This is a genomic window from Rhizobium beringeri, from assembly GCF_004306515.1.
GTDB lineage: Bacteria > Pseudomonadota > Alphaproteobacteria > Rhizobiales > Rhizobiaceae > Rhizobium > Rhizobium beringeri.
Window position 1 is genome coordinate 297,396 of record NZ_SILG01000002.1, and the last position, 22,756, is coordinate 320,151.

22 protein-coding genes are annotated in these 22,756 nt (G+C 60.6%); 9 read left to right on the forward strand and 13 right to left on the reverse strand.

Features of this window, described 5'->3' with window-relative positions:
* Window positions 1-36 precede the first annotated feature (36 nt).
* Window positions 37-1,779, forward strand: a complete 1,743-nt coding sequence (locus ELH03_RS25065; RefSeq protein WP_128403996.1) for a glycerol-3-phosphate dehydrogenase/oxidase — start codon at window positions 37-39, stop codon at window positions 1,777-1,779.
* A gap of 7 nt (window positions 1,780-1,786) precedes the next feature.
* On the opposite strand, the gene fba is transcribed toward ELH03_RS25065, so the two are convergent.
* The 6 genes from fba to ELH03_RS25095 all read right to left on the reverse strand — a co-directional run bounded on the left by fba (window position 1,787) and on the right by ELH03_RS25095 (window position 8,694).
* Window positions 1,787-2,851 carry a class II fructose-bisphosphate aldolase gene (fba, locus tag ELH03_RS25070; RefSeq protein ID WP_003550843.1) on the reverse strand — a complete coding sequence of 355 codons (1,065 nt, stop codon included), beginning with the start codon at window positions 2,849-2,851 and terminating at the stop codon, window positions 1,787-1,789.
* A gap of 347 nt (window positions 2,852-3,198) precedes the next feature.
* Window positions 3,199-4,047, reverse strand: coding sequence for a sugar phosphate isomerase/epimerase family protein (locus ELH03_RS25075; protein ID WP_105008368.1), 849 nt, complete (start codon window positions 4,045-4,047; stop codon window positions 3,199-3,201).
* Window positions 4,048-4,059: 12 nt separating this feature from the next.
* On the reverse strand, window positions 4,060-5,046 hold the full coding sequence (locus tag ELH03_RS25080) for an ABC transporter permease (RefSeq protein WP_128411058.1): 987 nt from the start codon (window positions 5,044-5,046) through the stop codon (window positions 4,060-4,062).
* The gene (locus tag ELH03_RS25085; protein ID WP_130766863.1) at window positions 5,046-6,074 is read right to left on the reverse strand and encodes an ABC transporter permease; all 1,029 of its coding nucleotides are present in this window, start codon (window positions 6,072-6,074) and stop codon (window positions 5,046-5,048) included. Before ELH03_RS25085 ends, ELH03_RS25080 begins: the two co-directional genes overlap by 1 nt.
* Window positions 6,067-7,581: a sugar ABC transporter ATP-binding protein gene (locus ELH03_RS25090; protein ID WP_130766864.1), complete on the reverse strand. Its 1,515-nt coding sequence runs from the start codon at window positions 7,579-7,581 to the stop codon at window positions 6,067-6,069. Before ELH03_RS25090 ends, ELH03_RS25085 begins: the two co-directional genes overlap by 8 nt.
* A 126-nt stretch (window positions 7,582-7,707) precedes the next feature.
* Window positions 7,708-8,694 (reverse strand): autoinducer 2 ABC transporter substrate-binding protein, encoded by a 987-nt coding sequence (locus tag ELH03_RS25095; RefSeq protein ID WP_128403992.1) that lies wholly within the window; start codon window positions 8,692-8,694, stop codon window positions 7,708-7,710.
* Between the two features lie 245 nt (window positions 8,695-8,939).
* Between ELH03_RS25095 and ELH03_RS25100 the strand changes: the two genes are divergently transcribed.
* Window positions 8,940-9,998, forward strand: coding sequence for a LacI family DNA-binding transcriptional regulator (locus tag ELH03_RS25100; RefSeq protein ID WP_128403991.1), 1,059 nt, complete (start codon window positions 8,940-8,942; stop codon window positions 9,996-9,998).
* A 90-nt stretch (window positions 9,999-10,088) separates the two neighbouring features.
* Here ELH03_RS25100 and ELH03_RS25105 read toward each other — a convergent pair whose 3' ends face one another.
* On the reverse strand, window positions 10,089-11,630 hold the full coding sequence (locus ELH03_RS25105) for a cation:proton antiporter (protein ID WP_128403990.1): 1,542 nt from the start codon (window positions 11,628-11,630) through the stop codon (window positions 10,089-10,091).
* 100 nt (window positions 11,631-11,730) lie between these two features.
* Between ELH03_RS25105 and ELH03_RS25110 the strand changes: the two genes are divergently transcribed.
* The 3 genes from ELH03_RS25110 (at window position 11,731) to ELH03_RS25120 (ending at window position 14,248) form a co-directional block, all read left to right on the forward strand.
* Entirely contained in the window at window positions 11,731-12,960 is a 1,230-nt protein-coding gene (locus ELH03_RS25110; RefSeq protein ID WP_128403989.1) for a flavin monoamine oxidase family protein, read from the forward strand.
* 163 nt (window positions 12,961-13,123) lie between these two features.
* Window positions 13,124-13,468, forward strand: a complete 345-nt coding sequence (locus ELH03_RS25115) for a YkgJ family cysteine cluster protein (protein ID WP_128403988.1) — start codon at window positions 13,124-13,126, stop codon at window positions 13,466-13,468.
* Window positions 13,469-13,999: 531 nt separating this feature from the next.
* Window positions 14,000-14,248: a hypothetical protein gene (locus ELH03_RS25120; protein WP_128403987.1), complete on the forward strand. Its 249-nt coding sequence runs from the start codon at window positions 14,000-14,002 to the stop codon at window positions 14,246-14,248.
* Between the two features lie 87 nt (window positions 14,249-14,335).
* Here ELH03_RS25120 and rsgA read toward each other — a convergent pair whose 3' ends face one another.
* Window positions 14,336-15,403 (reverse strand): ribosome small subunit-dependent GTPase A, encoded by a 1,068-nt coding sequence (rsgA, locus tag ELH03_RS25125; RefSeq protein WP_128403986.1) that lies wholly within the window; start codon window positions 15,401-15,403, stop codon window positions 14,336-14,338.
* Between the two features lie 20 nt (window positions 15,404-15,423).
* Window positions 15,424-15,600: a hypothetical protein gene (locus ELH03_RS37535; RefSeq protein WP_164902139.1), complete on the reverse strand. Its 177-nt coding sequence runs from the start codon at window positions 15,598-15,600 to the stop codon at window positions 15,424-15,426.
* Window positions 15,601-16,086: 486 nt separating this feature from the next.
* On the opposite strand from ELH03_RS37535, the gene ELH03_RS25130 reads away from it, so the two are divergent.
* The 4 genes from ELH03_RS25130 (at window position 16,087) to ELH03_RS25145 (ending at window position 19,708) form a co-directional block, all read left to right on the forward strand.
* A complete protein-coding gene (locus ELH03_RS25130) occupies window positions 16,087-17,460 on the forward strand; it encodes an ISNCY family transposase (protein ID WP_130766260.1) in 1,374 nt (457 codons plus the stop codon).
* A 291-nt stretch (window positions 17,461-17,751) separates the two neighbouring features.
* Entirely contained in the window at window positions 17,752-18,762 is a 1,011-nt protein-coding gene (locus ELH03_RS25135; protein WP_130766866.1) for an IS30 family transposase, read from the forward strand.
* A gap of 317 nt (window positions 18,763-19,079) precedes the next feature.
* A complete protein-coding gene (locus ELH03_RS25140) occupies window positions 19,080-19,337 on the forward strand; it encodes a ribbon-helix-helix domain-containing protein (protein WP_128412624.1) in 258 nt (85 codons plus the stop codon).
* A complete protein-coding gene (locus tag ELH03_RS25145; protein WP_128412623.1) occupies window positions 19,337-19,708 on the forward strand; it encodes a type II toxin-antitoxin system RelE/ParE family toxin in 372 nt (123 codons plus the stop codon). Before ELH03_RS25140 ends, ELH03_RS25145 begins: the two co-directional genes overlap by 1 nt.
* A gap of 149 nt (window positions 19,709-19,857) precedes the next feature.
* Here ELH03_RS25145 and ELH03_RS25150 read toward each other — a convergent pair whose 3' ends face one another.
* The 4 genes from ELH03_RS25150 to ELH03_RS25165 all read right to left on the reverse strand — a co-directional run bounded on the left by ELH03_RS25150 (window position 19,858) and on the right by ELH03_RS25165 (window position 22,754).
* Complete coding sequence (locus ELH03_RS25150; RefSeq protein ID WP_003562518.1) at window positions 19,858-20,583, reverse strand: amino acid ABC transporter ATP-binding protein; 726 nt, start codon at window positions 20,581-20,583, stop codon at window positions 19,858-19,860.
* Complete coding sequence (locus tag ELH03_RS25155; RefSeq protein ID WP_128412622.1) at window positions 20,561-21,220, reverse strand: amino acid ABC transporter permease; 660 nt, start codon at window positions 21,218-21,220, stop codon at window positions 20,561-20,563. The genes ELH03_RS25150 and ELH03_RS25155 overlap by 23 nt, the downstream gene beginning before the upstream one ends.
* Window positions 21,217-21,888, reverse strand: coding sequence for an amino acid ABC transporter permease (locus ELH03_RS25160; RefSeq protein ID WP_018245709.1), 672 nt, complete (start codon window positions 21,886-21,888; stop codon window positions 21,217-21,219). The genes ELH03_RS25155 and ELH03_RS25160 overlap by 4 nt, the downstream gene beginning before the upstream one ends.
* Window positions 21,889-21,968: 80 nt before the next feature.
* The gene (locus ELH03_RS25165) at window positions 21,969-22,754 is read right to left on the reverse strand and encodes a transporter substrate-binding domain-containing protein (protein ID WP_128400222.1); all 786 of its coding nucleotides are present in this window, start codon (window positions 22,752-22,754) and stop codon (window positions 21,969-21,971) included.
* Window positions 22,755-22,756 lie beyond the last annotated feature (2 nt).

Consider the following 22,756-nt stretch of genomic DNA (forward strand, 5'->3'; position numbering starts at 1 on the left):
GATGCCTGCTGCGGCGGGCAATTTAGGACGACGAGCATGACCCCCGATTTGCAGCAGCGCTTCTCGAATCTCGGCGAGAACGATATCGACGTTTTGATCATCGGGGCGGGCATCAACGGCGCCGGCCTGTTCCGCGACCTCTCGATACAGGGTGTCAATTGCCTGATCGTCGACAAGGCCGACTTTGGTTCCGGCACGAGCGCTGCACCATCGCGGCTCATTCACGGTGGCCTGAAATATCTGGAAACGGGTGAGTTCGGACTGGTTGCGCAGTCGACGCTTGAGCGCAACCTCCTGCTCAAGAACGCGCCGCATTGCGTGGAGCCGCTTCCGACCTTCATTCCAGTCTTTTCCTGGACCCGCGGCATCTGGGCAGCGATCAGGACGCTCTTCGGGTCGAAGACGGCGCCACGCAGCCGTGGAGCCGTGCTCATCAAGATCGGGCTTCGGCTCTACGACTTTTTCGGTTCGCGCGACCAGGTCATGCCGCGCCACCGGCTGATCCTGAAGAAACAGGCGCGCAAGGAAATGCCGCATGTCACCCCCGCCATCGTCGCCGGCGGCATCTATTACGATGCCAAGATCAGCAGACCGGAGCGGCTCGTCTATGAGCTCGTGAGCGATGGCCTCCATGCGAATGCGAGGAGCCTCGCGGCAAATTTCGCGACACTGGCTGCCGTTTCAGAAGGGCGTTTGACCTTCCGGCAGCCCGATGGTCGTGAGTTCACCGTTGCTCCCAACCTGGTCGTCAATGCGGCAGGCCCTTGGATCGATCACGTCAACAATTTGCTCGGCGCTACATCGCACCTGATCGGCGGCACGAAGGGTTCCCATATCCTGCTCGACCATCCCGAATTGGTGCGAAGCCTCAACGGCCACATGATCTATTTCGAGGCCGACGACGGCCGCATCTGCCTGGTCTACGACTATCTCGGGCTGGCACTGGTCGGTTCAACCGACATTCCGGCCAACGATCCGGACAATGTCCGCTGCGAGGAGCCGGAAACAGAGTATTTCCTCGAAAGCGTCCGCTCGCTGTTGCCGACGCTCCGCTTCGATCGCGACCAGATCGTCTACAGCTATAGCGGCATCCGTCCGCTGCCGGCATCGGATGCGGCAGCACCGGGGCTGATCAGCCGCGATCACTCTGCGCCGGTAAAGGAGCCAGAGAGCGGCAGACCGTTTCCGATCATTTCGCTGGTCGGAGGAAAGTGGACGACGTTCCGCGGCTTTGCCGAAGAGGTCGCCGACACCGTTCTCTCCCGGCTGCAGCGCAGCCGCAGCCAGTCGACACGCTATCTGGCGATCGGCGGCGGTAAGGCCTTTCCGGCTGATGCCCAGCAACGTAGCGCCTGGATCAGGGATACCGCGTCACGCAGCGGCGTTGCCGCCGAGCGTGCCGACGAACTGCTCCGCCGCTACGGCACGACGGCCGCAGCCCTGCTTTCTTCTGCTTCAGGCTATACCGACGAGCAGCGCCTGACGGGTGCGCCGCGTTACAGTCTCCGGGAAATCGACTGGATCGTCCGGAACGAAATCGTCGTCCACCTGTCGGACATAGTGATGCGCCGCACGACGCTTGCGATCGAGGGCCGGTTGACGCTGGCGGGCCTGCGGGAAATCGCCGGCGTTGCCGGGGCAACGCTCGATTGGAATGCCGAACGAACGGCAAGCGAAATTCAGGACGTTGTCAGCCAGCTGAGCCGCTTCCACGGCCAAGCGCTGACAGGCAAGGTTGCCGCCGAGCCGGAAAAGGCACCGCGCCCGGCGTCGGGCTAACCCAGTTTCAGGAGAAAGCCGGATCGAGGGAACCGGACTTGTAACGCTTCGCCATTTCCGAAACGGGAAGGGGCGTGATGCGGCCGGCCATGCCGGCAGTGCCGAACTGTTCGAAGCGCTCCTTGCAGAGCTTGGTCAGCGCCGTCATCGCCGGCTTCAGATATTTGCGCGGATCGAACTCGCTTGGGTCCTCTTGCAGCACGCGGCGGATCTGCCCGGTCATCGCCATTCTGCCGTCGGTATCGATATTGACCTTGCGAACACCGTTCTTGATGCCGCGCTGGATTTCCTCGACCGGCACTCCCCATGTCGGTTTCATCTGGCCGCCATACTTGTTGATGATCTCCTGCAGTTCGATCGGGACCGAGGACGAGCCATGCATGACGAGATGTGTGTTCGGGAGCTTACGGTGAATTTCTTCGATGACGTTCATCGCCAGTACCGAGCCGTCCGGCTTGCGGGTGAACTTGTAGGCGCCATGCGATGTGCCCATCGCGATGGCGAGCGCGTCGACCTTGGTTTCGCGCACGAACTTCACCGCTTCGTCCGGATCGGTCAGCAGCTGGTCATGCGAAAGCTTGCCCTCGGCGCCGTGGCCGTCCTCGGCCTCGCCCATGCCGGTCTCGAGAGAACCGAGAACGCCGAGTTCGCCTTCCACCGAGATGCCACCGAAATGCGCCATATCAGTCACCATCTTGGTGACGCCGACATTATAGGCCCAGTCGGCGGGCGTCTTGGCGTCCGCCTTCAGTGAACCATCCATCATCACCGAGGTAAAACCCGCCTGGATCGCCGTCATGCAGTTGGACGGATCGTTGCCGTGATCGAGATGCACGCAGACCGGAATATGCGGATAGATTTCAACGACGGCATCCATCATGTGCTTCAGCATGATGTCATGGGCATAGGCGCGGGCTCCGCGCGACGCCTGCATGATAACCGGCGCCTGACACGCGTCCGCGGCCTCCATGATGGCGAGCGCCTGCTCCATGTTGTTGATGTTGAAAGCGGGAACGCCGTAACCTTCCTCCGCAGCATGGTCGAGCAGTTGCCTCAGCGTAATGCGTGCCATCCAAGATTCCCCCATATCGATGGTCGATCGAAACGCCGCCATCTTTTCGAAACTAGAGCCCGGGCGTGAGCCGTTCAAGCGTCTTATTTTAATAGGCAAAATGGCATAGGAGGAGGAATGTAACAAGCGGCAATAACAATATCACAAACAGTATGATATTTCTCAAGAGTCATTTCGCGTGCACGAGCCGAATGAAATTCAGTGCCTGTGCTAAAGAGATGAGGCGTCATGCCCCTTGCCGGTGATGGCGAGAACTCTTCAACCAGACACCCATGTGGCCGCTGCTGTTATGGCTCGTGGTTGATGGCAGTCGGCCAACAGTGGAATCCGGAATATCCGGCACGGGGTCAGATGAGACCGTATTGTTCCGCCTTATTGCGCAGGAACGGCAGGCCTTTGTCCATGACCTCTTCCATATCGCGTGCAACGGGGCGCCAGACGGCCAGGCCATAGGCGACCTCAGGCGGCATATTGATGAAGCTTTCCATCGCAAGTCCGCCCTTGAAGCCGATTGCGGCGAGCGCAGCATAGATCGGATCCCACGGAATGTTGCCGTAGCCCGGCGTGCCGCGGTCGCTTTCTGAAAGATGGATGTACTTCAGGTGATCGCGGGCGATCAGGATGCCGTTTGCCGCACCCTTCTCCTCGATATTCATGTGGTAGGTGTCGAGGTGAACGAAGATATTGTCCGCGCCGACACGCTCCACCATGTCGACGGCCTGCTGCGCCGAGTTGATCAGGTGGTTCTCATAGCGGTTCACGGCCTCGACGCCGAGCTGGATGCCGTACTTCTTCGCATGCTTTGCCGCTGCGTCGAGCACCTTGGCGATATTGTCGTATTCGCCCTGCGTCGGCGGCACGCCAGTGCGCTCGCCAATGCCGCCGAAGATGACGCCGGACAGGGCCTCGGCGTTCATTTCTGCGGTCTTTTCGATCGCAACCTTCAGGTGCTCGATCGCCGCATCCGGGCGGACCGAGGCCCAGGCATGTTCCGGCAGGCCGAGCGAGCAGACGGCGCGCAGCTTGTTCTTTTCAAGCAGGTCGCGGGTATGTTTGGCATCGACGGCAGGCGCGTTCAGCAACGCGATCTCGATGAAATCCATCTTGTAGTGCACGGCTCCGGCAATCGCCTTCTCGGCGCCTGCGCGATCCCAGTTCATGGTCCACATGCTGGTGTGAACGCCGAAACCTTCCATGATTCGTATCTCCTATTTCACGATTCTGATGAACTTGGCCGAGAACCACCGCAGCACCATCACAACGATGAGCAGGATGCCCCAGACGGCAGTGGTGAGGTGCTGGTTGGCGCCGAGCAGGTTGAGTCCCGAAGAGAGAAGCTGCAGCACGATGAGCGCCACGAAAACGGGCAGGACGCGGCCGAAGCCGCCGAAAGGATTGATGCCGCCGAGAAAGCAGGCGAGCACGGTGATCAACAGATAGGACTCGCCGTGGCCGACGCGCACCGAATTGAAGCGCGCAAGCATGATAATGCCGGCAACCGCCGCCATCACGCCGGAGAGCATATAGACCAGCACCAGAACCTTGCGGGTGTTGATGCCGGAATAGCGGGCAGACTCGATATTGGAGCCGATCATATAGGTGGAAAAGCCAAGCTTGGAGCGCGAGAGCAGGACGTGGCTGGCGATCACGCAGGCGATCAGGATCAACAAAGGTACCGGGATGCCGAGGATGCTGCCGTGGCCGATCGGAGCGACGAAGGTGGGGAAACCCGAGATATCGCCGCCGCGCGTCAGGAACTCGCCGAGGCCGCGCAGGAAGATCATCATCGACAGCGAAACGAGGATCGGATGGGCGCGGGTAAAGGCGATGACGAGGCCCATGACCAGGCCGCTCGCGGCGCCGACGGCAAGCGCCAGAGCCGAGCCGAGCAGGAAGGCGCCAGGACTGGCATCGATGCCGCCATTGGCCTGCAGCGTCCAGGCGAGCGTCAGGCCGGCGATGTTGGCGGTGAAGGTGATCGCAAGGTTGAGGCCGCCGGTGAGGATCGGCATCAGCATGGCAAGCGTCAGAACGCCAAGCTCGGGAAGCTGAAAGGCAACCGATCCGAAGGTCGCGCCCGTCAGGAAATGCGGCGAGGCGAAACTGAAGACGACAAGCACCGCCGCCAGCGCGGCGAGGGGACCGGCCATGTCGGCCCCGAAGATGGCGTTGAGGCGGGCGGCGAGCGCGTTCATCAGCTCTCTCCCCTGTCTGCAGGCCTGTCACCGGTCGATTTGCGGGTCGCAAACACCGGCACCAGATTGCCGATGCGGGCGCTCGACAAGGTGATCGCAACGAGGATGATCGCGCCGACGATCATCTTGAAGGCGAAGGGCGAGACGCCCATCAGGTTGAGGCCGTTCTGGGTGATCGAGACGAGCAGCACGCCCAGCACGCAACCGAGCACGGAGCCCTTGCCGCCGCCCAGCCGCGCCCCACCGAGCACCACTGCGGCCAGGACATCGAGCTCGCGGCCATAAAGTGCGTTCGGCACGACTTCCTGCGCATAATGCGCCTGCATGAGACCGGCGATGCCTGCCATTAATCCAAGCCAGCCGAAGGCGATGAACTGCATGGCGCCGATATTGATGCCGAAGCGGCGCGCGCCTTCTGGATTGTCGCCGAAGGCATACAGCTGCCGGCCGGTCGTCGTGCGGGTAATGAAGAACCAGGTGGCGAGCGTGCAGACGGCCATGACCACAACAGGCAACGTGATCTCAGCCCAGCTCCCATCGGCCATTTCGCGCTCGTAGATGATGACGCGGCTCGTCAGCCAGTCGGGCAGATTGTAGATCGACACCCCCTTGGTGAAAAACATCAGCAAGCCGAAATAGACGTTGAAGGTCGCGATCGTCGCGACGATCGAGATGATGCGGAAGCGGTGGATCAGGAAGGCGTTGATCACGCCGAGCACGATGCCGATGCCGGCCGCAATCAGGAAGCCGGATACCCATCCACCCCCGCCGATCCTCTCGAGCGCAAGTGCAGTGACATATTGCACGATCGAGGCGGCGACCGCGAAGGAGATGTCGATCCCGCCTGATATCAGCACCACGAGCAGGCCGACGGCGAAGATGATGTTGACCGCGCTGATATTGAGCAGGTCGAAGACATTGCCGAGCGTCAAGAAACGGTCGGTCATGAAAGCCAGGACAATGCTCATCGCGATGATGACGGCAAACAGCACGAATTCAGTCGTATGGGACAGGAACAGCTTACGCATAGACCGCCGCCTCCAGGTCCTTCAGTGTGGTCGCGCGCGGAGCATGCCAGCCGGCGATGCGGCCCTTTTCCATATGGATGATCTGATCGGCGTTGAAATAGACCTCCGGCACCTCGTCCGAAATCAGGATGATCGCCAGCCCCGCCTCGGCGAGACGCGCAACGATTTCGAAGATACCGGCGCGCGCGCCGACATCGACGCCGACCGTCGGCGCATCGAGGATCAGCACCTTGGGATCGGTGGCGAGCCATTTGGCGATCGCGACGCGCTGCTGGTTGCCGCCCGAAAGCGTCGAGATCGCATCCTCCTGCTTGCCGATCCTGACGCCGAGATCGGCGATCCAGCGCGCGACCAGCGAGCGCTTCTTTTCCGGCGAAATGAGCCCGCCGCTCAGGATACGGTTGAGCGAGGCCATGACCAGATTGTCGGCGATGGATTGCGGCTGGTTGAGACCGAGCGAAAGGCGGTCTTCGGAGAGATAAGCGACGCCGGCGGCGATCGCCTCGCGGTTGGAAGCAAAGCGCATCGGCTTTCCCTCCAACACGATCGTGCCGGCGGCGGGCCGGCGCATGCCGAACAGCGTGAGCGCAAGTTCGGTGCGCCCGGAGCCGAGCAGGCCGGTGATCCCGAGCGTCTCCCCACGGCGCAGATCAAAGGAGATGTCCTCGAACTCGCCAGGCCGGGAAAGTTTGCTGACAGAAAGCAGGACCGGATTCTGCGATGCGTCGCGGGCGCGAACATTCTTTTCGAAGGTGCGCCCGGTCATCAGCTCGGTGATCCTAGACTGGGTCATGCCTTCCACCGGATAGACCCCGACCAGCGCGCCATCGCGCAGCACCGTGATGCGCGAGGAGATTTCCAGCACTTCCGCAAGGCGATGGCTGACAAAGACCACGGCAACGCCCGAAGCCGACAGCGTGCGCACGATCGCCAGCAGATGATCGGTCTCAGACTGGGTGAGCGAGGCGGTCGGCTCGTCCATGAAGACGATCCGGGCCTCTCCGACCAGCGCTCGGGCGATGGCGACGATCTGACGCTGCGCGATGGCGAAGTCCTTGAGGGGTCTGTCGACGTCGAGGGTGATGCCGAGCCGGGCGAGCGCCTCCTCGGCTATTCCGCGGATCGCGGCATAATTGACGAAGCGCGGGCGCGAACCAGAAAGGGTCTGGAAGGCGATGTTTTCCGCCACGCTCATTTCCGGAAAGAGCGCGAGGTCCTGCCAGATGATCTGGATGCCGCGGGACTGGGCCATACCTGGCGTCATGTGGGATATCGTCTCGCCGTCGAAGACGATCTCGGCGCCGTCTGCAGGCCGATAGACGCCTGATATCACCTTGATAAGGGTGCTCTTGCCGGAACCATTCTCGCCGGCCAGGCAATGCACCTCACCGGGCAAGACTTCGAAGGAGACGTTTTTCAGCGCCTTCACACCGCCGAATGTCATGTTGATGCCGCGAAGCGAAAGAAGCGGCTGGGCCTTCACACCATCATCCGTTGCCATGCTCATGCCGGTTGCCTGTCCAGTCGAATGCCATGAAAGGTCAATGGTCCAGCCATGGCCGGAAACCGCTCTTTTTCCCGAACGTCGGGCCGGTCCATGTCGACCGGCCCGACACCCGGGGAGGGGGCCTCTTCAGAGGCCCATTGCGGCCAGGTCGTCGACCGTATCCTTGTTGATCGGCAGCAGCTGATCGACGATGATGTCGTTACCAACAGGCTTGATCACGCCGAGACCCGGAATGTCATCACCTTCCTTGACGCTCTCGCCCTTGATCAGGCGATCTGCGAGCGTGACGAAGACTTCGCCGGCCTGCTTCGGATTCCACATGAAGCCGCCCGATATCGCATCGGACTTGATCAGCTTCTGGCCCTGGCCGGGCGAGAACGGGCCGAGCACGAAGATTTTGCCGGTCTTGCGGCGTTCTTCGACAGCGCGCCCGGCGCCGATCGGACCCTGGCTGCCGAAGGCGAGGAAGCCTTTCAGATCCGGATGGGCAGCGATGAGATCGAGCGCCGTCGAGCGGCTTTTGTCGACATCTTCTGCGACGCCATAACGGTCGCCGACGAGTTTCATGTCCGGATAATTCGCCTTGATATAGGCGATTGCGGCGTCCGCCCAGGCATTGTGCAGCGGAACGGTCAGCGAGCCGACGAAGACGGCATATTCGCCCTTGCCGCCCATCTTTTCGGCGAGCAGCTTGCCATGCGCCTCACCAAAACCGGTCGACGATGCGAGTTCGAAATTCCAGTCGGCGCCCTTCTGCGAGGGCGATTCATGCGTAATTACCTTGATGCCGGCGGCTTGCGCCTTGGTGAGCACGGGCTCGAGCACCTTGGCATCGTTCGGAACCACGCCGATAACCTTGACGCCCTGGGCGATCAGGTCCTCGATGGCGCGCACCTGCAGCGCCGGGTCGGCGCTGGTCGGGCCGATCATGAAGGCATCGACGCCTAATTTCTTGCCCTGTTCCTTGATGCCGGCTTCCATCGCATTGAACCATGGAATGCCGCCGATCTTGACGACAACGCCGACCTTCGGTGCGTCCTGCGCAAACGCGACCGCCGCCGCCCCGGCAAGCGACAGCGATGCGGCAAATGCCGCTACGATAAGTCTCCTCATCTTCACTCCTCCTCAAGGTCGTTCATGGCGAACGACGACCACCGGCCGCTTTGCGGCAGGTTGTTCCTGGTTGCTTCACGGCGAGGGAATACCCTTGCCTCCCGTCCCGCCTCCTCCGGCGAACCATTTTTGCGCAATCGATCTTTCTTTTTTGCACAATCGATGGTGCAATGACTATCGATCAAGGTAGGACTTTCGTCAAGAGGGGTTTGTTTCTAAGGGAACGACAGCGGAAAAGGCGAGATATGGCAGACATCAGCAAGAAGAAGGCGACAATCTACGATCTCTCGATCCTATCGGGTGCGTCGGCTTCCACCGTAAGCGCCGTGCTGAACGGAAGCTGGCGGAAGCGGCGTATCAAGGAAGCGACGGCCCAGCTCATTCAGAACCTGGCGAACGAGCACGGATATACGGCAAATCTGCAGGCCCGCGGCCTGCGTTCGTCCCGCTCCGGCCTCGTCGGTCTTCTGCTGCCGGTGCACGACAACCGCTATTTCTCCTCCATGGCGCAATCTTTTGAGGCACAGGTCAGAAGCCGCGGCCAGTGCCCCCTCGTCGTCAGCGCCTGTCGCGATCCGGACGAGGAGCGCCAGGTCGTCGAGACACTGATCTCCTATTCAATCGACGAACTTTTCATCGCCGGCGCAACCGATCCGGATGGCGTGCACAAAGTCTGCGAGAAGGCAGGGCTGAAGCACGTCAACATCGATCTGCCCGGCACGCTGGCGCCGTCGGTCATCAGCGACAATTACGAGGGTGCGCGCATGCTGACACAGGCGATCATCGAACGCGCGCAGGAGGATGGACCGCTTTTACCTGACGATCTGTACCTATTCGGCGGCCGCAACGACCATGCCAGTCATGAGCGAATTCGCGGTTTCCGCGACGTAAAGCGCGCGCTGCTGGGCGCGGATCCGGACGTCTGCATCCAGCCGACCGGCTATTCCCCTGCCATGACGGCGCGTGCCTTCGAAGCCTTCTACGAGGGCCACGGAAAGCTGCCACGCACATTCTTCGTCAATTCCTCGATCAATCTCGAAGGGCTGATGCGCTTCCTCGCGCTGCACCCGCATGAGACCTTCGCCGGCATCATCGTCGGCTGCTACGACTACGATCCCTTCGGCTCCTTCCTGCCTTTCCCCGTCTTCATGGTCCGGCAGGACAGCGAGGCGATGATCGCCAAGGGGTTTGCGATCCTCGATGCGGACCGCGGCCCGCCAATCACGCATCTGGTGCGGCCGACCCTCGTCCCTCCGCGCACGGCGCTGACCGGCCCACTCGATGCGCTGAAGGATATCGAGTAAGGCGTCCCGCCTCGTTGGAAATGCCGGGCTGACGGAGCAGCAGACCCTTTGATGCCGATCGCGTTGGCATCGACAACTGCCTTATCGGATCTAGCTTTCTGTGATGCGGCGATCTTCATCGGAGCCGACGGAGAGCTGCTTCCAGTCCAGGTCCTCCTGCAGCTCGAGATATTGCGCCGCGCCGATCTGATCTGCGTCGCGCAATTCCTCGAGGCGCTGACGCTGGGCAAGGACGGCGGCGATCGTCAGGTGACGGCGGCGATCGAGCGGCGAGGTCTTGTTTGCATCGGTTGATGCGGTCCAATGATCCTTGCAGATCGTCCGGATCGCTTCGGCCTCGATGCCGTCTTCCTTCTCGAGCCGCTGAAAGGCCGCTTCGGCGAGCGATCTTCGGGCCGCCTTGAGTTCATCGCGGACTTCTCCCTGCCGACCGAGTTTCAGGAAATGGATCATCGGTGCCAAGGTCGCCCCTTGAATGACCAGGGTTGCGAGCACCACCGTAAAGGCCGTGAGCACGACCAGGTCTCGCTCGGGAAAGTCGGCAGGGAGTGCGAAGGCCGTCGCCAGCGTAACGAGGCCGCGCATACCGGCCCAACCCACCAGCAAGGTTTCCCCGGATGTGAAAGGCGCCAATTCATGGCCGCTTCGGTGGCGAGACGCGACGACGGCGTGAAGCAGGAACGCCATCGCCATGCGCGCCAGAATAACGCCGACCACCACGATGGCGGCAAATCCCATCGCCCGCTGAAGCTCTTCAGCCGACATCGCTTCAAGGATGCGGCGCGCCTGCAGCCCCATCAGCAAGAAAGCCACCACGTTCAACAGGAAGACGACTGTTGTCCAGACCGCGAAGGAATGCACCCGCATCCGTGGCGAATCCTCGACCGAAGTCAGGGTGGCGATGGTCATTGCGCTCGCCACGGTGGCAAGGACAGCCGACAGGTGAAGATGCTCGGCGATCAACCAGGTCGAAAAGGCGTAGACGAACTGAAGCAGGGTCCCACCAACCGTGTTTTCGGTTATCGGTCGAAGCCGCGAGACGAGAAAGCCGAAGGCGATACCGAACAGGATTCCTCCGGGTGCGGCGAACCCCACCTGAAGCGCCGTCCCGGCATCCAGCCCACCCCGCGCCTGGACAGTGAGCGCGGCCCCGAAAAGCAGCAGCGCGGTCGCGTCGTTGAACAGGCTTTCTCCCTTGAGCAGGGCATCCACACGGCGGGCAACGGGCAAATTGGAAAGGACCGCCGTGGCGGCTGCGGCATCGGGTGGCGCAACGATTGCGCCCAGCGTGACCGCAACCGCAATCGGAAGCCCGACAGTCAGCATGCTGATCGACACGACGACGCCTGTCGTGACGAGAACGGCGACGACAGCATAGAAGAACAGCGGCAGCAGCATGCGCCGCGCCGCACCAACCGGGAAATCATAGGCCGAGTCGACAAGAACGGGGGCGATGAACAAGGCGAGCGCCGTCGGTGGATCGATCGGGATCGCGGGCGCGCCGGGCAGCATCGCCACCGCGACGCCAGCGGCAGCCAGGATGCCGGGGTAGGGCAGGCGCGTGCGACGCGTCACCTGCAGCAACAGGATGGCAACCGCAAGCAATGCAACAAGTGTTTCGAAGAACGTCATTTCAGCATACTAGCAGGCTTTCGGACACATTGAAGCGGGTGCAGCCCCGATGTAAAGCTTGTGTCGTATCAAGCTGCTGACGCAGTGGCGGAGGGCGACGATGGACTACGAGGTTGCGATTGTCGGCGCTGGCGCAGCCGGCATTGCAGCAGCAAAAGGACTGGCCGATGCCGGCCACTCGGTCATCATCCTGGAGGCCAGCAGCCGCGTGGGCGGACGAGCGTGGACAATCGAGCTGGCCGGAATGCCGCTGGATATGGGTTGCGGCTGGCTACATTCTGCCGAGCGCAATCCTCTCGTCGCCATTGGCCGTGCAGCCGGGTTCAATATCGAGCGCGGGCCGACGGCGTGGCAAGGCCAGTGGCGCGATCTCGGCTTCACACGGGATGAGCGCGCGGCGGCCGCGGCGGCTTGGAACGCACTTAAGAAGCGGATGCGGACCAGCCCCCCCGCCAGCGACAGGGCGTCAGACGCGCTGGAGCCCGGCGGCAAATGGAACGCCTATTGCCAGTCCCTCAGCGGATATCTGAACGGCGCACCGCTCGATCGATTGTCGATCGCTGACTTTCTTGCCTATGACAATGCGGCGACCGACGCCAATTGGCGGGTGCACGAAGGCTATGGAAGTCTGATCAGCGCGGCCGCTCCGAACGTGGCCTTGCGCCTTTCGACGCCCGTTCGACGCGTGGCAATGACCGCAAACGGCATCCGACTTGAGACCGACCGCGGTCCTGTCACATCAGGTGCTGCGATCATCACGGCATCGACCACCGTTCTGGCCTGCGGAGCCATTATCTTCGACCCGGAGGCCGCCGATCACCTCCATGCAGCAAGTCAGCTGCCGCTTGGCCTCGCAGACAAGCTGTTTTTGGAACTCCATGGCAATCATGGTTTAGAGCCGGAAACCCATCTGCTCGGCGACCCGCAAAATGCCGAGACCGGCAGCTATTATATCCGGCCGCTCGGCCGGCCGATCCTCGAAGGCTTCTTCGGCGGAAACGGCGCTGTCGTCATCGAACGCACGGGTTTAGTGGAGGCATTTGCCTTCGCGCTCGACCAGCTGTCATCGCAGCTCGGCAGCAACATCCGCCGCCACCTGCGGCCCCTGGCAGCCTCTTCCTGGTGTCGCACCGATTGGATAGGCGGCTCCTACAGCCATGCGCTGCCCGGCCATGCGGACGCACGCGCAGTCCTGGCGCGCCCGGTCGGCGACCGGTTGTTTTTCGCCGGCGAGGCGACGCACCCGTCCGACTTTTCCACCGCGCATGGGGCATGGGAAAGCGGGTTGCGGGCTGCCGACCAGGCTGCAGCTGTTCTAATACCCTCGTGATATCCCCGCGACTGACCTCTAATTTAGAAAACACATTCTTAAGGTGGAATTTCACCGCCCAACGTCAGGACGAGGAGCCCTGATGAAGATGGATGCGCTCGCTCCAAGAGGAGCAGTTAGCCGGCAGCTTTATCATTAGCAGGCTGTGTGGTAGGAGCGGGTCATGACATCACTGATCGATTTTGATTGCCGAAGCTGCGGAGCTTGCTGCTCCTATTCGTCGACCTGGCCCAGATTTTCCACCGAAACAGAAGCTGCTCTCGATTTGCTGCCAGCGCACTTCGTAGCCGCGAACGAGCAGGGAATGCGTTGCGACGGTGCGCGTTGCTCCGCACTGGTCGGTCGCGTCGGTTCAGAGACATCCTGTCAAGTGTACGATCTTCGGCCTGACGTCTGCCGCGCCTGCGTCCCAGGGGATGGCGCTTGCTTGACCGCGCGCGAGTTCTTCGGGATCGGTCAGCCAAGTTTGCCGCCCGGTCACATCGATGCGCGTTTGCCAATCAACTGAGATGAGTGGCACGGTCCCCGCGCCAATGTTGACTGTGACCACGATTGCGCGCTAGGCGCCGCACTCTAAAACCGGCTGTGGCGGTTCAACACCCGCGATAACAGCCCAACCTTCGGCGCAGGCGCTACTGTCTGTAGATTTTCGAGGGTTTTGCTTCCACCTCGACCCTGCGGTTGGACACGGCGGCTCCGAACACGATGAGCACGCTAAAAATAGCCCGCTACCTCCAGTCCCATAAATCATTGTTATGCCGTGAATTTCGGTTTATCTGGCACTTAGCTTACCGAGTTAAGGCGCCGCCGGTTCAGATCCCTTCAAGAGCACTCAACGGGCGGGGCCTCGGCTGAAGTCGTACCGATTGACACCGATTGCTCCGAGTCTTTCTCGCAACACCTGAGCGGGAACTGGAATCTTGGACGGATTTGGCTGGATTAGAGCGTTTCAGTTACGGTATCCGTAGGACTGCAAAGCGATTTGCACGAGCGGGACAGCTAGAAAAAGCAAGTCCGCATCTCCTAAAGCAGGACCTTGATGAACGCGGATATGATAGCCGCCTGGGCGGTGGAAAATGGATTCCAAGCAATCGATTCGGGGAATTATCGTCGCCATGACAATGCAGGCGTGATCACGATCGAGATAAAGAGGATGTCATTCCTCCTCATCGATGAGAGGCAAGGATTGCGACCGCGCCTCATATCGCGGTTGTTCAAAGACATTCCCCTCACAAGCGGGAGCGGCCGCTTGCAGGGTCTTCTTCTTGACCGCAATCCCAAACATTGAGCGCTGACGCTGTCACCACAGGCCAGCCAATTCAGGTGGCGGATCGTGGCTGACGCCGATGAGCAGCGTCGCAAATGTTCAACACTTTCAATATTTCTTCTTGCGAACGATCTTGTTGCCGCGGGGTCCGCTCACGACCGGTGTTCGGTCGCGGTTTTCCGCAAGCAGGTTCCGCCAGCGTTCCAGGCGATCGGCGACCAGGGCACCGCTTGCGACAGCTGCCTGAACCGCGCACCCGGGTTCATGGGCGTGGGTGCAATCGCGAAAGCGGCAAAGCGGCGCCAGTTCGGTTATTTCAGCAAAGAGGGTGTCTATACCGTCGGCAACATCACTCACGTAAAGCGTTCTTATTCCCGGTGTATCGATGACCCAGCCGCCGCCTGAAATTGCATGCAGCGATCGTGCCGTGGTTGTGTGTCGGCCCTGCGCGTCATATTCGCGGATGGTGCCTGTCTTTTGCTTTGTGTCAGATTCAGGCCCAGTCATGGTGTTCACCAGCGTTGATTTTCCGACACCAGAGGATCCCACCAGCGCAACCGTCTGGCCAACGCCGCACCAGGGCCTCAACAGCGAAACGGCGTCCGCGGAGCGCCCATTCAAGGCAATGACAGGCAGATCGCGCTGCAAAGCCTCGGCTTGCGCCTGGAACATGCCGGCATCTTCCGCGGTGTCAGCCTTCGTCAGCACAATCACCGGATTGCTCCCGGCCTGGTTGGCCATGATCAGGTAACGTTCCAGCCGAGCAAGATTAAAATCGGCATTACACGAGGTCACGATCAACAGGGTGTCGATGTTGGCGGCAACGAGTTGCTGGCCACGTCCGCCTTCCGGGCGTCGTTGAAAGACGCTTTTTCGGTCGAGACGTCTGATAAGCATGTCAGTCAGTGGATCGGCAAGAACCCAGTCGCCCACCGCGTAGTCACCAGTATTCGTATTGGATGGAAATTCCAGTCCGACCGGTCCGGTGACATCGATCGCCTCGACGCGTGCCCGGTGAACTGAAGCGATGCGTCTGGGGATCAAGTCCGCTTCGCTGGGCTGGACCTGGTCCGCGAAGAATTCAGACCACCCAAGCAGTTCCAGCGGTGAAGAAAGTTGGGAGCTGGTCAAATCTTGTTCCGCATTCGGTAAGGCTGCCTTAAAGGGTTTTTCAATGATCTTCCGCGGCCTCTCGCCTAGCTGCGTGGATGATCCCGTTTTGGCAAAGAGGTTGCGTAAGCAGCAGCTTCGCCGGGATAGGGGAAATCGTCCCCGAGCTGACGGTCGCCATCGTAGACTTTGAATGTAGGCCCTTCAACTTCAACGATCTTATAGCCATTCACGTATTCGATCTTCGGTGTTTTCCAGCCCATCAAAAGCTCCAGTCCGGTCCGAGGGTTCTCTCTGAAGATCGCGCCAAGACCTCATACTCGGCAGTCTATGATCTATCAGGTGCTTTACGATTAGCCAACGCCGGTCGATGCCGTTCAAGGCGGGAAATTCTGTCCAGACGACGTATTCAGTGATTTCGCTGTCGTTACGTTGCTCACCTTCCGTCGTCCCAAGGAAAGGACGCGCGCATGGCGAAAGAGCTTTCGCGCATCATCGCATAAGCCGTCGCGTCGGAGGAGCGCACTGCAGGTCGTTATCACAGGCAGAAGATAATGTCTTTGACGAAGACCCTTTTCGCGTTGCCTTCAGCCGGTTTGACGACTGGGGCGGCCGCCGAAAGTACATCGGCACATAGTTCCATAAACTACGTTATGCGATACATGTTTGTAGCCGCAAAGTTGAAGTGTCCTGTTTCTGCAAAGTTGGAATGTCACTCTCCCCGGGTTTGGTGACCTGGGAGATTGCGGATGGGACTGATTGCGATGAGCGAGCGTGATTTGCAGCGGATCGAGATTCTATCGAAAGTGATCGCCGGCCGGATGACGATGGTGTCGGCGGCACATCTGCTTGATCTGAGTACGCGCCAGGTGCGTCGTCTGCTGGAGCGGATCAACACGGGTGGTGCGGCGTCGATCCGGCACAAGGCGATCGGCCGGCCGTCGAACAACCGAATCAGCGACGGTGTACGGGATTACGCCGTGACGCTGGTTGGCGAACGCTATGCAGACTTCGGACCAACCTTGGCGGCCGAGAAGCTTGCCGAGCGCGATGGGTTGCGGGTGTCGCGCGAGACGTTGCGCAGCTGGATGGTGGATGCGGGCCTGTGGCTCTCGCGCAAGCAGCGGCGGACGTTTCATCAGCCGCGCTTGCGGCGTGAAGCCTATGGCGAGCTGGTGCAGATCGACGGGTCCGAGCATCGCTGGTTCGAGGACCGCGGTGATCCATGCTCGCTGCTGGTGTTCGTCGACGATGCGACGGGCAAGCTGATGCAGTTGCGCTTCGTGCGCTCGGAAAGCGCCTTCAGCTATTTCGAGGCGCTGGCGCTTTACCTGCGCGATTACGGCGCGCCTGTAGCCTTCTACTCCGACAAGCATTCGGTATTCCGGGTGGCGAAGAAGGACGCCAAGGGTGGCCAGGGCATGACCCAGTTCGGGCGTGCACTGTGTGAGTTAAATATCGAGATTCTTTGCGCAAATTCGAGCCAGGCCAAAGGCCGTGTCGAACGGATGAACCGGACGCTGCAGGATCGGTTGGTCAAGGAATTGCGGCTGGCCGGGATAGCCGACATGGCGGCAGGCAATGCGTTTTTGCCCGGCTTCATGGAAGACTACAACGCACGCTTTGCGATTGCCCCTGCCCGGTCGGAAGACCTGCATCGGCCGATAAATCTGGCGCCGGATCGACTACACGAGATCCTGTGCAAGCGTGAGCAGCGCTATGTCGGGTCGCAGTTGACGTTTTCGTTTGAGCGCCAGCGGATCATGCTGGAAGAGACCGAGGTGACGCGTGGCCTGGTTGGCCGCTATGTCGAGACCTATGCCTATGCCGATGGCCGGCTGGACGTGCGCTGGAAAGGTCATTCCCTGCCCTACAAGACGTTCGATAAGGACCAGCGGGTGACGCATGCGGCGATCACCGAGAACAAGCGGCTCGGCGATGTCCTGGCCTATATCAAGGAGCGTCAGGAGCAACTGCCGGCGCCCAAGGTCAGGACCAACAGCGAGAAGAATGGCTACACGCCGCGGGGCCGCAAGCCGGGTCGGAAGACGGATTTCATGAACGATCCCGCCGTCATTGCCCGACGGCGACAAGCGCTCTCTGGCCTCGATGCGGCGGAATGACTGGCTGCTCCAACTGTCAAAGCTAAAGCCGAAGGGGAGCATCTCACCCGCCCCCTCCCTTCCCTTGCAACCCGGTCCAGCCGGTCCGCTCGGGGGCTTGCCTAAGCGCAAGTGGACATGCCGAGTGTCGCATTTCTAAATAGCTGAAGACGCGCCCAAAGTGACACTTCTACTTTGCACACAAACGGACATTCCAACTTCCCCGCCACAATGTTTGTAAGGGGGTGGGTTCAAGGATGAAGTGCGACTTGCGAAAGATGCCAATGGGTTATCGCTCGCAAGGAAAGCGCAATGAGACACACCTACTCCCATATCGACCTGGATGAACGCCGCAAGATCGCTCGCTGGCGGACGGCCGGCATCAGCGTCGAGATCATCGCCGAGAAACTCGGGCGGCATCGCTCAACGATCTTTCGTGAGCTCAAGCGCAACACGTTCGTCGACAAGCTGATACCGGATCTCAACGGCTATTACTGCGTGACGGCCCATGACATGGCTTGTGAGCGTCGTGCCAAGTTGCGAAAGCTGGCGCGGTTCTCACATGTGCGGCAGTCCGTGATCGACCGGATCCTGCACGGATGGTCGCCCCAGCAGATCGCTGGTCGCATGCGGCTGGAGCGTCATCCGATCTCGGTCAGCCACGAAACAATCTACAAGTTCGCCTATTCCGCAGATGGTCAGGCCATCAAGCTGTGGCGGCACCTGCCGGAAAACCGGGCCAGGCGCCGGCCGCGGCATGCTCGACGTCGACACGGCCAGCGCTTCAGCCCAGAATTGAACATCCTGCGCCGCCCGGACGTCGTTGCCGATCGCAAGCAGTTCGGGCACTGGGAATGCGACCTGATCCAGTTTCGCAAGAAATTCGGCAAGGCCAATGTGACATCGCTCGTCGAACGGGTCAGCCGCTTTGCGATCTTCCTTCGCAACAACGATCGGCAATCCCGGCCTGTCATGGACGGGCTGATCCGCGCGCTGCAATCCCTGCCCCATCTTGCCCGCCGCTCGATCACCTTCGATCGCGGCACCGAGTTCACCGACTGGCCGTATCTGCAAGCAAACATCGGCACCCAGACCTGGTTCTGCGATCCGCAATCGCCTTGGCAGAAAGGCACCGTCGAAAACACCAATGGGCGAGTTCGCAAATGGCTTTCGAGAGAGGTCGATCCCTTGTCGGTGACGGACGCAGACCTTCTTGCGGTTTGCAACCGGCTGAACTCAACACCGCGGAAATGCCTCGGCTACCGAACACCGGCAGAGGTCTTTCGAAAGAAATTGCTCGCCCAGATGAGACATGCCGGATAGCTTGAAGTGCTCCGCAAGTCGCGTCTCAGCATGAACTCACACAAAGTTGAAGTGTCCTGTTTCTGCAAAGTTGGAATGTCACACTCCCCCGGGTTTGATGACGGTGGAGATTGCGGATGGGACTGATAGCGATGAGCGAGCGCGACGTGCAGCGGATCGAGATTTTGTCGAAGGTGATCGCGGGCCGCATGACGTTGGTGTCGGCGGCGTGATCCAGGCGAGCATCCCGGTCTGCAACCGAACGTCTCAATGTCAAATATTGACATTGAGGTATGGATACAGAACAATTCATTCAGAAATTTGAAGGAGGGTGCGGCATGACCAGCAGCCTGCATGTGAGCTTGCCCGATGAAATGCGCGCCTTTGTCGATATGCGCGCCAACGGGAAGAGCCAGTACACGACGCCGAGTGAATATGTGCGCGCCCTTATTCGCGAAGATATGGCACGCGAAGAAGATCGCCGCTATGCCATCCGCTCACTGCTGCGGGCGGAAGAAGAATTCCTGCGCGGAGAAATGCTGCCCCTTTCGGCTCTTGATGCCATCGACGCGGAACTGGATGAAGAACTGCGCTAGTGGCTCCACGCGTTCTCATCCTGCCGGCCGCACTTGATAACTATCGTCTGGCCGTCCGCGAAACGGCGCGCAAATGGTCCCCCGAACAGGCAAAGGCGTACGGCCGCCTGCTGCGGGCAGGATTTGAAGGCATCCCCGAAGCCTATGCCCGCGTGAGGACAAAGAGCGACGAGCGCGTCGGGAACTCGCTCTTCCGATTGCACAAAATCGAGCACCATTACGCCGTCTACATTGTCGCTGACGATGCAACCTTCGTCATTGCCGCAGTCTTGCACGAGCGGATGGACATTCCCGCACAGCTGCGGGCAATCGAACGATTGACCGACAGAGAGTATGAAGCGTTGATGGGACAACCTCGGTCGAAGTCCTGAGGACGGTAGACCATGAGCAGCCCACCGGACATATTAGTCTGGCATTCGTTGCCCTCTCCCTCGTCTTCCTCCGCTCGAGCAAAGCGGCGCTCGCGTGCCATCCCCGTCGACGATGCCGGCTGGTATAAGCGAGAGCATGTCGTCGTTTCTTAACTGACGCCGAGAAATTGCTTCAGCTCTGCTGTCTGCGGATTGGCGAAGACGTCCTCCGGCTGGCCTACTTCGTGGACACGGCCCTGGTGCATGAAGACGACGCGACTGCAGACGTCGCGGGCGAACTTCATCTCGTGGGTTACCATCAGGAGCGTCATCCCCTCGGCGGCAAGCTCGCGCACTACGGCCAGAACTTCGGCGACCAGTTCCGGATCGAGCGCGGAGGTAATCTCGTCGCAGAGAAGTGCTGTCGGCTGCATGGCGAGCGCGCGGGCGATGGCGACGCGCTGCTGCTGGCCGCCCGAGAGCTCGTCGGGATAGGCGTCGAACCTGTGGCCCAACCCTACCCGCTCGAGCATCTTGCGGGCGGTAGCCTCGGCTTCGGCTTTCGGGGTCTTCTTGACCACGGTCTGCGACAGCATGACGTTGCCACCGACGGTCAGGTGCGGGAAGAGGTTGAACTGCTGAAAGATCATGCCGACCTTGAGGCGCAGTGCCTTCAGATGCACTTCGTCATCGAGGAGCTGCGCGCCGGCCACGGAGATGGACCCGTCGGTGATGGTCTCCAGGCCGTTGATGCAGCGAAGCAGGGTCGATTTGCCCGAACCGCTCTTGCCGATAATGGCGATGACTTCGCCGGCCTCCACATCGAGATTGATGCCTTTCAGCACCTCGGTGGTGCCAAAGCTCTTGCGGACTTCAGTGATTTCGATGAGCGACATTGAGCTTCCTTTCCAGGATCTGGCTGCTTTTTGACAAAGGCCAGCAAAGGGCGAAGTAGATGAGGGCGACGAGCCCGTAGACGGTGAAGGGCTGGAAGGTGGCATTGGTGACAACCGTGCCGGCTTTCGACAATTCGACGAAACCGATGATCGAGGTCAGCGCTGTTCCCTTGACGATTTGAACGGAGAAACCGACCGTGGGCGGTATGGCAACCCTCAGCGCCTGCGGGAGGATGACGTAGCGCATCTGCTGCAACCGCCCCATACCGAGGCTGGCGGCGGCTTCCCATTGACCCCTCGCGACCGCTTCGACGCAGCCTCGCCAGATTTCGGCGAGGAAGGCGGCACTCCACAGAGTGAGCGCCAATCCCGCAGCAAGCCAGGCCGGCACATCTATCCCGAAAAGGCCGAGACCGAAAAAAGCGATGAAGAGTTGCATCAGCAGCGGCGTGCCCTGGAAGAGCTCGATATAATATTTCGCAAGCGCCCTGAATGCCTTGCGCTTGCTGATGCGCAGGAAGAGCAGCCCCAGTCCGACCGCGCCGCCGCCGATGAACGAGACGAGCGAAAGCAGGATCGTCCAGCGGGTGGCGAGCAGCAGGTTACGCAGGATGTCCCAGAGTGTGAACTCGATCATCGTGCTGCTCTCCTCGGGAAAATGAACCCGCCTACCACCGCCAGCACCTGTCGAAGCAGGATCGCCAGCACAAGATAGATGGCTGTCGAGACGATGTAGGCCTCGAAGGCGCGGAAGGTTCGCGATTGTATGAAGTTCGCGGCAAAGGTCAGATCCTCGGCGGCGATCTGCGACACGACCGATGAGCCGAGCATGACGATGACGACTTGCGACGACAGCGCCGGCCAGATGCGCTGCAGGGACGGCACGAGAACGACATGCCGGAAGGTTTCGAAGCGCGTCATGGCAAGGCTCTCGCCTGCCTCGAACTGGCCCTTTGGGGTTGCCTGGATGCCCGCGCGGATAATCTCGCAGCTATAGGCGCCGAGGTTGACGACCATCGCGAGGTTGGCGGCCGTCAGTTCGGAAAGCTTGAGGCCGAGGGACGGCAGACCGAAAAAGATGAAAAAGAGCTGGATCAGGAACGGCGTGTTGCGGATCAGTTCGACATAGGTCGCAACGACAGGCTTCAGCCAGGCCGGGCCGAGTGCGCGCACCCAGGCACAGAAGATGCCGAGCGAAATGCCGAGCACGCCGCCGATCGCGATAAGCTCCAGGGTGATCAGTATGCCCTTGATGATGTCAGGATAATATTCAAGCAGCCAGCCGAATTCGAAATGGTAACTCAAGGAATTGTCCCCTCTTGCGGTGACGGAGCGTCATGTGATCCCGCGCGCGGCGCGGGATGACATCCGTGAGACCGGCTTCCCTAGAGATCCGACGGGAGATCGGCGCCGAGCCACTTCTGCGATATGGCGTTCAGCGCACCATCGGTTTTGGCCGCAGCGATAATGCCGTTCACCTTCTCCAGAAGAGCTGCCTGTTCCTTGTTGAGACCGATGTAGCAGGGTGAGTTCTTGATGAGGAACTTCATCTCAGGGCGCTTGGGGGGATTTTTGGCAAGGATCGCAGCAGCCACGACGTTGCCGGTCGCAATGGTGTCGACCTGGCCAGACAGGAAGGCCGAGATGGTGCCGTTGTTGTCCTCGTAACGCTTGATCGTCGCGTCGGCCGGCGCGATCTTCGTCAGCTCGAGATCTTCGACAGCGCCGCGCGTGACGCCGATGCTCTTGCCCGCGAGATCTTCCACCTTGGCGATCGAAAGATCGGCCGGCGCGAACACGCCGTTGAAGAAGGGTGCGTAGGCTACCGAGAAATCGATCACCTTTTCGCGCTCGGCATTCTTGCCGAGGCTTGATATGACCAGATCGACCTTATTCGTCTGCAGATAGGGGACGCGGTTGGCGCTGGTGACCGGCACGAGTTCGGTCTTGACGCCCAGCTTTTCGGCAATGAGATTGGCGACATCGATATCGTAGCCCATCGGCGCCATATCGGTGCCGACGCTGCCAAAGGGTGGGAAATCCTGCGGGACGGCGACACGCAGCGTACCGCGCGCCGTGATGTCGGCGAGAGCATCGGCGTAAGACGCGGAGCCGAAGCCGAAGGTTGCGGCCAGGGTCGCGATTGCGAAAAATACTCGTCTTGTCAGCATGT